Annotated in this window: 10 protein-coding genes; 4 read left to right on the top strand and 6 right to left on the bottom strand. The window is 71.2% G+C overall.

The window, feature by feature from the left end; translation table 11 throughout:
- From FV222_RS09235 to FV222_RS09245, 3 genes are all read right to left on the bottom strand, one after another.
- Positions 1–568: 3-hydroxyisobutyryl-CoA hydrolase (locus FV222_RS09235; protein ID WP_187277277.1), on the bottom strand; the 568-nt coding region annotated here is incomplete at its 3' end.
- Positions 568–1,710, bottom strand: coding sequence for an acyl-CoA dehydrogenase family protein (locus FV222_RS09240; protein ID WP_147813960.1), 1,143 nt, complete (start codon positions 1,708–1,710; stop codon positions 568–570). The genes FV222_RS09235 and FV222_RS09240, both read right to left, overlap by 1 nt.
- A gap of 209 nt (positions 1,711–1,919) precedes the next feature.
- Complete coding sequence (locus FV222_RS09245) at positions 1,920–3,416, bottom strand: CoA-acylating methylmalonate-semialdehyde dehydrogenase (RefSeq protein ID WP_147813962.1); 1,497 nt, start codon at positions 3,414–3,416, stop codon at positions 1,920–1,922.
- 155 nt (positions 3,417–3,571) lie between these two features.
- On the opposite strand from FV222_RS09245, the gene FV222_RS09250 reads away from it, so the two are divergent.
- Positions 3,572–4,480, top strand: coding sequence for a LysR family transcriptional regulator (locus FV222_RS09250; protein WP_147752098.1), 909 nt, complete (start codon positions 3,572–3,574; stop codon positions 4,478–4,480).
- A 139-nt stretch (positions 4,481–4,619) separates the two neighbouring features.
- Positions 4,620–5,783, top strand: coding sequence for an iron-containing alcohol dehydrogenase (locus FV222_RS09255; RefSeq protein ID WP_147762584.1), 1,164 nt, complete (start codon positions 4,620–4,622; stop codon positions 5,781–5,783).
- Positions 5,784–6,107: 324 nt separating this feature from the next.
- Here FV222_RS09255 and FV222_RS09260 read toward each other — a convergent pair whose 3' ends face one another.
- The 3 genes from FV222_RS09260 to dinB all read right to left on the bottom strand — a co-directional run bounded on the left by FV222_RS09260 (position 6,108) and on the right by dinB (position 8,550).
- The gene (locus FV222_RS09260; protein WP_147813964.1) at positions 6,108–6,407 is read right to left on the bottom strand and encodes a hypothetical protein; all 300 of its coding nucleotides are present in this window, start codon (positions 6,405–6,407) and stop codon (positions 6,108–6,110) included.
- A gap of 108 nt (positions 6,408–6,515) precedes the next feature.
- Entirely contained in the window at positions 6,516–7,394 is an 879-nt protein-coding gene (locus tag FV222_RS09265) for an SDR family oxidoreductase (protein ID WP_147813966.1), read from the bottom strand.
- A 115-nt stretch (positions 7,395–7,509) separates the two neighbouring features.
- Positions 7,510–8,550, bottom strand: a complete 1,041-nt coding sequence (gene dinB, locus FV222_RS09270; protein ID WP_238272823.1) for a DNA polymerase IV — start codon at positions 8,548–8,550, stop codon at positions 7,510–7,512.
- Between the two features lie 223 nt (positions 8,551–8,773).
- Between dinB and FV222_RS09275 the strand changes: the two genes are divergently transcribed.
- Both FV222_RS09275 and pdhA read left to right on the top strand, forming a co-directional pair.
- Complete coding sequence (locus tag FV222_RS09275) at positions 8,774–9,085, top strand: septum formation initiator family protein (RefSeq protein ID WP_147752093.1); 312 nt, start codon at positions 8,774–8,776, stop codon at positions 9,083–9,085.
- A 146-nt stretch (positions 9,086–9,231) separates the two neighbouring features.
- On the top strand, positions 9,232–10,296 hold the full coding sequence (gene pdhA, locus FV222_RS09280) for a pyruvate dehydrogenase (acetyl-transferring) E1 component subunit alpha (protein WP_147752092.1): 1,065 nt from the start codon (positions 9,232–9,234) through the stop codon (positions 10,294–10,296).
- Positions 10,297–10,421 lie beyond the last annotated feature (125 nt).

Below are 10,421 nucleotides of genomic sequence, written 5' to 3' on the forward strand. Positions count from 1 at the left end.
CCAGGCCGGGCAGGGCCGCGGCCGGCACGAGGGCGTCGGCGAAGCCCGCGAAGATCGCGTCGGCGGCCCCCATCTGTGCCCCGGTCAGCCCGAGATAGGTCCCGATTTCGCCGGGCGCGCGGGGCAGCAGCCAGGTGCCGCCGACGTCGGGCAGGTAGCCGATGCCGGTCTCCGGCATGGCTATGCGCGAGCGCTCGGTGACGACGCGGTGGCGGGCATGGCCCGCCAGCCCGACGCCGCCGCCCATGGTGATCCCGTCCATGATCGCCACGAACGGCTTTTCGAGCCGCGCGATGCGGGCGTCGAGGCGGTACTCGTCGCGCCAGAAGTCCTCGGCGAAGCCTGGACCCGCGCTCTCGTAGAGCAAGCGCAGGTCGCCGCCGGCGCAGAGGCCGCGCGCGCCCTCGCCGGTGAGCAGGATCGCGGCGACGCCCGGGTCGGCGCCGAACCGGTCGAGGGCCGCGTCGATTGCGCCGACCATGCCGTGGGTCAGCGCGTTCAGCGCCTTCGGCCGGTTGAGGCGGATGCGCCCGAGCGCGCCGGCCCGCTCGACGAGGACGTCCGACATCAGCGCCCCCCGAGCAGCGCGCGGGCGATGATCACCCGCATGATCTCGTTGGTGCCTTCCAGGATCTGGTGGACGCGCAGGTCGCGGACGATCTTCTCGATGCCGTACTCGGCGAGATACCCGTAGCCGCCGTGGAGCTGGAGCGCCTCGTTGGCGACGTGGAAGGCGGCGTCCGTCACGTGGCGCTTGGCCATGGCGCAGAGCTTGGTCGCCTCCGGCGCCTTGGCGTCGAGGGCGGCGGCCGCATGGCGCAGGAACGCGCGGGCGACCTCGAGTTCGGTCGCCATGTCGGCGAGGCGAAACTGCAGCGCCTGGAAGTCCGAGAGTTTTTGGCCGAACGCGCGGCGGTCTTGCAGGTAGGCGAGGGTGCGGTCCAGCGCCGCCTGCGCGCCGCCGAGCGCGCAGGCGGCGATGTTGAGGCGCCCGCCGTCGAGCCCGGCCATGGCGAAGCGGAAGCCCTCGCCCTCGGCGCCGAGGCGGTTCTCGGCGGGCACGCGGCACTGGTCGAAGCGCACGGCACGGGTCGGCTGGGCGTTCCAGCCCATCTTGCGCTCGTCGGCGCCGAAGGAGAGGCCGGGCGTGCCCTTCTCGACCAGGATCGCCGAGACGCCTTTCGCCCCCTCAGCCCCGGTGCGGGCCATGACGAGGTAGAGGTCGCTGGCGCCGGCGCCCGAGATGAACTGCTTCTCGCCGGTCAGGACGTAGTCGTCGCCGTCGCGCACCGCGCGGGTGCGGAGCGCCGCGGCGTCCGACCCCGAGCCGGCCTCCGTCAGGCAGTAGCTGGCGATCGTGTCCATCCGGGTCAGCGACGGCAGCCAGCGCCGGCGCTGCGCCTCGCTGCCGAAGGCGTCGATGATCCAGGAGGACAAATTGTGGATCGAGAGGAAGGCCGCCACCGTCGGGCAGCCCTGGCCCAACGCCTCGAAGATCAGGCTGGCGTCGACGCGGCTCAGACCCGACCCGCCGACATCCTCGCGGATGGTGATCGCGGCCATGCCGAGGGCCGCCGCCGCGCGAAAAGTCTCGACGGGGAAGTGCTTGCGCGCGTCCCAATCGAGGGCGTGCGGGGCGATGTGCTCGCGCGCGAAGTCTTGGGCCATCTCCCGGATGGCGACTTGGTCTTCAGTGAGGCCGAACGTCATCGGGTGGCCTTTCGTCGTGCCGCTGCTGCAGCCCCGCGCCCGGCAGATGAGGCGCGGGTCCCCTCTCCTGTAGGGAGAGGGACAGGGTGAGGGGTATGACGGAGCCAGATCAGGCGCAGCCTGAACGCGCGTCGATGGCGGACTCAGGTCTGAGGCGTCATACCCCTCACCCCAACCCTCTCCCTATGGGAGAGGGGGCGTGTCGTGGTTCAGCGCATCGTCGGGATCGAGAACTCCGCGCCGCTCTTGATGCCCGAGGGCCAGCGCTGGGTCACGGTCTTGGTCTTGGTGTAGAAGCGGATCGAGTCCGGCCCGTGCTGGTTCAGGTCGCCGAAGCCCGAGCGCTTCCAGCCGCCGAAGGTGTGGTAGGCGATCGGCACCGGGATCGGCACGTTGACGCCGACCATGCCGACGTTGACCCTGGCGGTGAAGTCGCGCGCCGCGTCGCCGTCCTGGGTGAAGATCGCGACGCCGTTGCCGTACTGGTGGGTCGAGGGGAGGGCCAGAGCCTCCTCGTAGTCATGCGCCCGCACCACCGAGAGCACCGGCCCGAAGATCTCTTCCTTGTAGATCGTCATGTCCGGCGTCACGCGGTCGAACAGGCAGCCGCCCATGTAGAAGCCGTTCTCGTAGCCCTGCAGGGTGAAGCCGCGGCCGTCGACGGCGAGCTCGGCGCCTTCCTTGAGGCCGGTCTCGATGTAGCCCTTCACCCGCGCCACCGCCTCGGCGGTGACCATCGGGCCGTAATCGGCCGAGCCATCGTGCGAGGGGCCGATCTTCAGGCTCTCCACCCGCGGGATCAGCCGCTCCATCAGCCGGTCGGCGGTGCCCTCGCCCACGGGCACGGCGACCGAGATCGCCATGCAGCGCTCGCCGGCCGAGCCGTAGCCGGCGCCGATCAGCGCATCGACGGCCTGGCCCATGTCGGCGTCCGGCATGATGATCATGTGGTTCTTGGCGCCGCCGAAGCACTGGGCGCGCTTCCCCGTCTGGGCGGAGCGGACGTAGATGTACTCGGCGATCTGCGAGGAGCCGACGAAGCCCACCGCCTTGATGTCCTCGTCGTCGAGGATGGCGTCGACCGCCTCCTTGTCGCCGTTGACGACGTTGAGGATGCCCGGCGGCAGGCCCGCCTCCAGGAAGATCTCGGCGATGCGCATCGGCACGCCGGGGTCACGCTCGGACGGCTTGAGGATGAAGGCGTTGCCGCAGGCGATGGCCGGCGCGCACTTCCACAGCGGGATCATGGCGGGGAAGTTGAACGGCGTGATGCCGGCCACGACCCCCAGCGGCTGGCGCAGGGAGTAGACGTCGATGCCGGGGCCGGCGCCCTCGGTGTACTCGCCCTTCAGCAGGTGCGGGATGCCGCAGGCGAACTCGACCACCTCGACGCCGCGCTGGATGTCGCCCTTGGCGTCGGGCACCGTCTTGCCGTGCTCGGAGGCCAGCAGCTCGGCCAGCGGCTCCATCTCGGCGCGGATCAGCTCGAGGAAGCGCATCATCACGCGGGCGCGCTTCTGCGGGTTGGTGGCCGCCCAGGCCCCTTGCGCGTCGCGGGCGTTCTCGACCGCCGCGCGAAGCTCGGCGCGGCTCGCCAGCGCGACGCGGGCCTGGACCTCGCCGGTGGAGGGAAGGAACACGTCCGCGAACCGGCCGCTGGTGCCCTCGACGACTTTGCCGCCGATGAAATGCCCGATCGTGCGCATGCGCGCCTCTCCTTAGCTTCGTTTCCTCAGGACCGGCTTGCGCGAACGCGACCGGATTTTGGACGGATCATAGCAGCGTCGATCGGGCGATAAAGCTGGACCTGCTCGCAGCCGGTGTGCATCGATGCACAACGCAGCCGGATCGGACCCCGCCCGTGAGCCTCAAGCGGACCCGCAACTGGGACGATCTGCGCTACTTCCTCGCCGTCGCCCGCACCGGCACGCTGACGGCGGCGGCGGTGCAGACCGGCACCGAGCACACCACGGTGGCAAGGCGCATCCTGGCGCTGGAGGAGGGGCTCGACCGGCGGCTGTTCCACAAGAGCAACCTCGGCTACGCGCTCACGGAAGCCGGCGAAGCGCTGCTCGGGACGGCGGAGGCGATGGAGAGCGCCTTCGTCTCGGGGTCGGCTTCCGGCGGGACGGGGCGGAGCGTCTCGGGCACGGTGCGGATCGGCGCGCCGGACGGGTTCGGCAGCGTGTTCCTCGCGCCGCGCATGCACCGGCTGACGCAAGCCCATCCGGGGCTCGAGGTCGAGATCATGGCGACCGCGCGGATCTTCAGCCTGTCGAAGCGCGAGGCCGACATCGTCGTCAGCCTGTCGGCGCCGCAGCAGGCGCGGGTGGTGACGCGCCGGCTCACCGACTACCGGCTCTTCGTCTACGGGTCGAAAGCCTACCTCGACGCGGCCGAGCCGATCCGGACGGTGGCCGACCTCGGGCGGCATCCGTTCGTCAGCTACATCGAGGACATGCTGTTTGCCCGCGAACTCAACTACCTCAACGTGATCGGGCCGGGCGCCTCGGCGCGGCTGCGCTCGACGAACCTCCTCGCCCAGGTCCACGCGACGCTGGCCGGCGCGGGGCTGTGCATCGTGCCGGGCTTCATCGCCGCCGCCCATCCGGGGCTCGTGCCGGTGCTGCCGGACGCGCTGTCGCTGACGCGGGCCTTCCACATGCACATCCACGAGGACCACCGGCAGGCCGCCCACATCCGCGAGGTGGCGGCGTTCATCGTCGGGGCGGTCGAGGCGGCGCAGGCGCTGTTCTCGCGGGCGGGATAAGGCGGGCCGGATGTCGCGCCGGCCGTTCCCGACGGGCTTGTCCTGGCGCCCGCGCAACCGCTAGCCTGCCTTGCGTATGATGGGTTCAATCGCGCGCCCCCGCGCCGCCCGCGTCCCTCGAGAAGACGGATCCAACGCCATGATCAGCGCCATCGCCCTGCCGCGGCTGATGCGGATCGGAGCCGGCGCGTGCGGGCTGTTGCCGGAGGTCCTGGGGCAGCTCGGGCTGTCGCGGCCGTTCGTCGTCACCGATCCCTACCTCGCCGACAGCGGCCGGGCCGGGCGGCTCGTCGAGCGGCTGGCGGCGGCCGGCATCCAGGCCGGGCTGTTCTCGCAGACCGTCCCGGACCCGACGGTCGCCTCGGTGGAGGCGGCGCTCGCTGCGCTCAAGGCCGGCGACCACGATTGCGTCGTCGGCTTCGGCGGCGGCAGCCCGATGGACACGGCCAAGGCGGTCGCGGTGCTGGCCCGCCACGGCGGGCACATGCGCGACTACAAGGCGCCGCACAGCCAGGAGGCGCCCGGCCTGCCGATCCTGGCGATCCCCACCACCGCCGGCACCGGCTCGGAGGCGACGCGCTTCACCATCGTCACCGACGAGGCCACCGACGAGAAGATGCTCTGCGCCGGCCTCGCCTACCTGCCGGTCGCCGCGCTCGTCGACTACGAGCTGACCCTGAGCAAGCCCGCCCGGCTCACCGCCGACACCGGCATCGACGCGCTGACGCACGCGATCGAGGCCTACGTCTCGCGCAAGTCCAACCCGTTCTCGGACGGGTTCGCACTCGCCGCGATGCGGGCGATCGCACCGAATCTGCGTCGGGTCTGGACCGATCCGGGCGACCGCGGTGCGCGCGAGGCGATGATGTTCGGCGCGACCCAGGCGGGGATCGCGTTCTCGAACAGCTCGGTGGCCCTCGTTCACGGGATGAGCCGGCCGATCGGCGCGCATTTCCACGTGCCGCACGGGCTCTCGAACGCGATGCTGCTGCCGGCCGTCACCGCGTTCTCGGCGCCCGGCTCGCCCGGCCGCTACGCCGCCTGCGCCCGGGCGATGGGCGTGGCGCGCGAGACCGACGACGACGCGCGCGCGGTCTCGCGCCTGATCGCCGAGCTGCAGAACCTCAACGACGACCTGCAGGTGCCGACCCCGGGCGATTACGGCATCGACGAGGCAAGGTGGAACGGGCTGATCCCGACCATGGCGGCGCAGGCGCTGGCCTCGGGCTCGCCGGGCAACAACCCGGTCGTGCCGGAGATCGAGGCCATCGCGACGCTGTACCGCCAGGTCTGGGCCGCCTGAGCGGCCCAGCCGGGGCAGGGGTGCGGCGAGCCGTCGTGCCCACGCGTCTCCGCTTCCGGCTGAACGGTCGGCGCGCATCCCCTCGCCCCGCCTGCGGGGAGAGGGCTTTGCCGACCTCGTCGTCGACGAAGCGAGGCGGCTCGAACGGACGAGGCTCGTCTGGAAGCTCCCCCTCACCGCCGCTTCGGCTTCGCCTTCGCTTCCCGCACGGACGACGAGGTCCGTGCGGGCCTCTCCCCGCCCGCGGGGAGAGGGGAATCCGCGCCTTTCCGGGGAAAGCGGTCGCCCGTTGGATCGCGGGACGGCGTCGTGCGGCGTGCCGGCTCAGGCGGCCTTGCCGCCGTAGGTCGCAAACGAGCTCTCGACCTTGTCGGCGAGGGACGAATCGACGTCGGCCGAGACCTTGACTCGGCCGGCGAGCTTGGGCTCGCCGTCGGTGTGGGTCTTCGCGACGCGGCCGTCCTCGACGTCGGCGCCGGCGGTCTCGGTGCCAGCGCTGTTCTCGTCCGAGACCGGCGCGATGGTCACGGCCTTGCGGTCGATCTTGTGCTCCTGGACGAGGTGCTCGACCGCCATCTCGGCGTCGCGGCGGGTCTCGAACGTGGCGGCGATGGTCTTCGACATGGTTCCGGCTCCTGTGGCAGGGCGGTTCGGCCCCTCAGTTCGGCCCCTTGGGGGGTTCCGCCGTCAATCGCAGGCGCCGCGGACCGTTCCGGTCGGCGGGGTCGCGGCTTAGTACATCGGCGTGCCGCCGGTGACGGGCACGAGCGCGCCGGACATGTAGCTGCCCTCGCGCGACGCCAGCAGCACGTAGGCCGGGGCCAGCTCGGCCGGCTGGCCGGCGCGGCCGAGCGGCGTCTCGGACCCCAGCGACGCGATCTGCTCCGGGCTCTTCACGATCGGCTGGATCGGCGTCCAGACCGGGCCGGGCGCGACGCAGTTCACCCGGATGCCCTTGGGCGCCAGCAGGTTCGACAGCCCGATCGTCAGGCTGGCGATCGCCCCCTTGGTGGCGGCGTAGATCAGCATGGTCTTGTCGGCGACCTTGGCCTGCTGGCTCGTGGAGTTCACGATCGCCGAGCCGGGCTTCATGTGCGGCACCGCCGCCTGGCACAGGTAGTACATGGCGAAGACGTTGGCGCGGAACGAGCCTTCGAGGTCCTTCGCCGTCACGTCGTCGAGCCCGTCGTTGACGGTCTGCGCGGCGGCGTTGTTGACCAGGATGTCGAGGCGCCCGAATTCGGCGACCGTGCGCGCGACGAGGTCGCGGCAATGGGCCTCCTCGCGCAGGTCCCCCGGCAGCAGCAGGGCGCGGCGGCCGGCCCGCTCGACCCAGGCCTTCGTCTCCTCGGCGTCCGTCTGCTCGACGGGCAGGTACGAGATCGCCACGTCGGCGCCCTCGCGGGCGTAGGCGATCGCCACCGCCCGGCCGATCCCGGAATCGCCCCCGGTGATCAGGGCGACGCGATCGGTCAGCAGGCCCTTGCCGACGTAGCTGTGCTCGCCGTGGTCGGGGGCGGGGGTCATCCGCGAAGACAATCCCGGCCGTTCCTGCTGCTGGTCGCCGGGGAAGGGGGGCCGTGCTCCGGCTTCGCGGGGGTCGTCGGTCATGGCTGCCTGCTGTCGCTGTCGTTCTCCACCCAGGTAGGGCGGGGCGCCGGCGAAGGACCCGCGACCCGATGACCGCGAACCGATGACTGCGCCCCCGGCGGCTCGGCGGGAGCCGTCAGATCGCCAGGCCGAGCTGCAGCGGCTCCGGGGATTCGCCGTGGTCGAGGGCCGAGAGCGCGACGCCGAGCAGCCGCACGCTGCGCCGGAGCGGGTAGAGGTCGCGCAGCAGGCCGAGGCTGATCGCCTCCAGGCTCGCCCGGTCGCCGACGGGCGAGGCCAGCGAGCGCGCCCGGGTCACCTGCGCGAAGTCCGAAAACTTCACCTTGAGCGTCACGGTCCGGCCGCGCAGGCCTTTGGCGGCGCAGGCGCCCGCGACCTTGTCGAGGATCGGCGCGAGGCGCTCCGCGAGGACGTCGAGGTCGGCGCTGTCGTCGGAGAAGGTGTTCTCGGCGCCGATCGACTTGCGGATGCGGTGCGCCCGCACCGGGCGCTCGTCGATGCCGCGCGCTACCCCGTGGTAGTAGGGCGCCGCGCTGCCGAGGATGGCGGTCAGCTCCTCCAGCGAGCGGGCCTTGAGGTCGCGGCCGGTGTGGATGCCCAGCCGGCGCATCTTCGTCTCCGTCACCGGGCCGATGCCGTGGAAGCGGCCGATGGCCAAGTCCTCGACGAAGGCCGGCCCCATCTCCGGGGTGATCACGAACAGCGCGTCGGGCTTGCGGTAGTCGGAGGCCACCTTGGCCAGGAACTTGTTGTACGAGACGCCGGCCGAGGCCACGAGCCCGGTGCGTTCGCGGATCGCGGCACGGATCGCGCGGGCGACCAGGGTGGCGGTCGGCAGCCCCTGCAGGTTCTCGGTGACGTCGAGATAGGCCTCGTCGAGGGAGAGCGGCTCGATCACCGGCGTGTGCTCGGAGAACACCGTGCGGATCTCCTCGGAGATGCCGCGGTAGACCTCGAAGCGCGGGCGCACGAACACCAGGTCCGGGCAGAGCCGGCGCGCGGTCACCGAGGGCATCGCCGAGCGCACCCCGAAGACCCGCGCCTCGTAGCTCGCCGCCGCGACCACGCCGCGCTCGCGCGAGCCGCCGACCGCCACCGGCCGGCCGCGCAGGGCGGGGTCGTCGCGCTGCTCGACGGAGGCGTAGAACGCGTCCATGTCGACGTGGATGACTTTTCGCACCGGGGCGGTCACTGCGCTGTCCCGTTTGAGCGATCCGTCCGCAGCGCGATCGCAGGCGGATCGATGTTCGACCTTTGTTCCGATCTTCCCGCACTCCGGAGGTTGGTTCAACCCGCAGGTGTGCCACCGTCCACCGCCGAGCGCGCGATCGGGCGGCGCGGCAAAGGCTTTGTTAACCCTCGCCGCCGATGGTCGCGGCATGGTCGTCCGTCGCCGCGTCAGAATGGTCGTGTTGCCCCTCAGCCTCTGGACCCTGTCCGGGCTGGTGGTCGGCTACTTCGTGTATCAGGCCGAGAACGGCAACCGCGGCCTGGAGGCCAAGCGCGCCCTCAAGATCCAGGCCTACGGGCTGACCCGGGACCTCGCGGCCGCCAAGGCCGAGCGGGCGACCTGGGAGCACCGCGTCGCGCTGCTGCGCAGCGAGCAGATCGACCGCGACCTGCTGGAGGAGCGCGCCCGCGTCGTCCTCGGCCGGGTCCACGCCAACGACGTTGTCGTTATCGATCCCTGAACGGCGCTTCGACGTCCGAACGGCCCTTCCCGCGAAGCTCCGAAGCGCCTGACAACGGCCGGAACCTGTCAGAGCGTAGGCCCTCGCATTCCTGGGGCGCGTGTCCTAAACCGACAGGGAAGAGACGCCAGCACGGGAGCACGCCGATGGATGCCGCGAAAGATGCGGGGCAGCCCAACCCTGCCGCGGAGGCGCCGGAGGCCGTGGCGGCCGAGCACCAGCCCGCTCCCAACGCGCCGCAATTCACCCGCGAGGAAGACCTCCACGCCTATCACCAGATGCTGCTGATCCGCCGCTTCGAGGAGAAGGCGGGGCAGCTCTACGGCATGGGCCTGATCGGCGGCTTCTGCCACCTCTACATCGGCCAGGAAGCGGTCGTCATCGGCATGCAGATGGCCTCGGTCGACGGCGACCAGGTGATCACCGGCTACCGCGACCACGGCCACATGCTCGCCTGCGGCATGGACCCGAAGGGCGTGATGGCCGAGCTCACCGGCCGCCGCGGCGGCTACAGCCGCGGCAAGGGCGGCTCGATGCACATGTTCAGCCGCGAGAAGCAGTTCTTCGGCGGGCACGGCATCGTCGGCGCGCAGGTCTCCCTCGGCACGGGCCTCGGCTTCGCCGACGCCTACCGCAAGAACGGCAAGGTCAGCCTGACCTACATGGGCGACGGCGCGGCCAACCAGGGCCAGGTCTACGAGAGCTTCAACATGGCGCAGCTGTGGAAGCTGCCCGTGGTCTACGTGATCGAGAACAACCGCTACGCCATGGGCACCTCGGTCGCCCGCGCCTCGGCGCAGACGGACTTCTCGCGGCGCGGTATCTCCTTCGGCATCCCCGGCGAGCAGGTCGACGGCATGGACGTGCGGACCGTGCGCGAGGCGGCGCAGCGCGCGATCGAGCACGCCCGCACCGGCGCGGGCCCCTACATCCTCGAGATGCAGACCTACCGCTATCGCGGCCACTCGATGTCCGATCCGGCGAAGTACCGGACGAAGGACGAGGTCTCGAAGATGCGCGACGAGCACGACCCGATCGAGATGGTGCGCAAGCGCCTGATCGAGCTGCACGGGGTCGCCGAGGCCGAGCTGAAGGCCACCGACGCCAAGGTCCGCGAGACCGTCGCCGACGCCGCCGAGTTCGCGACCCACGATCCCGAGCCGGATCCGTCCGAGCTGTGGACCGACATCCTGCTGGACGCGCGCGCCTGAGGGCGCGCCGCCTCCCCGACGACCCCTTCAAGGCCAGTCTCGTATACACAAATGACGCAGCCCACGACTCCATACGTGTAGAACTAGGTGGTCGCCCTATAATTAAAAAAAAAAAGGGGGGGGGG

The organism is Methylobacterium sp. WL103, assembly GCF_008039885.1.
In the GTDB taxonomy this organism is placed as follows: domain Bacteria; phylum Pseudomonadota; class Alphaproteobacteria; order Rhizobiales; family Beijerinckiaceae; genus Methylobacterium; species Methylobacterium cerastii.

What these genes read in the sequence shown, in the direction of transcription:
- pdhA (WP_147752092.1), top strand. Translation starts at nt 9,232, where the DNA reads ATGGATGCCGCGAAAGATGCGGGGCAGCCCAACCCTGCCGCGGAGGCG.
- FV222_RS09255 (WP_147762584.1), top strand. Translation starts at nt 4,620, where the DNA reads ATGATCAGCGCCATCGCCCTGCCGCGGCTGATGCGGATCGGAGCCGGC.
- FV222_RS09240 (WP_147813960.1), bottom strand. Translation starts at nt 1,710, where the DNA reads ATGACGTTCGGCCTCACTGAAGACCAAGTCGCCATCCGGGAGATGGCC.
- FV222_RS09245 (WP_147813962.1), bottom strand. Translation starts at nt 3,416, where the DNA reads ATGCGCACGATCGGGCATTTCATCGGCGGCAAAGTCGTCGAGGGCACC.
- dinB (WP_238272823.1), bottom strand. Translation starts at nt 8,550, where the DNA reads ATGGACGCGTTCTACGCCTCCGTCGAGCAGCGCGACGACCCCGCCCTG.
- FV222_RS09275 (WP_147752093.1), top strand. Translation starts at nt 8,774, where the DNA reads ATGGTCGTCCGTCGCCGCGTCAGAATGGTCGTGTTGCCCCTCAGCCTC.
- FV222_RS09260 (WP_147813964.1), bottom strand. Translation starts at nt 6,407, where the DNA reads ATGTCGAAGACCATCGCCGCCACGTTCGAGACCCGCCGCGACGCCGAG.
- FV222_RS09265 (WP_147813966.1), bottom strand. Translation starts at nt 7,394, where the DNA reads ATGACCGACGACCCCCGCGAAGCCGGAGCACGGCCCCCCTTCCCCGGC.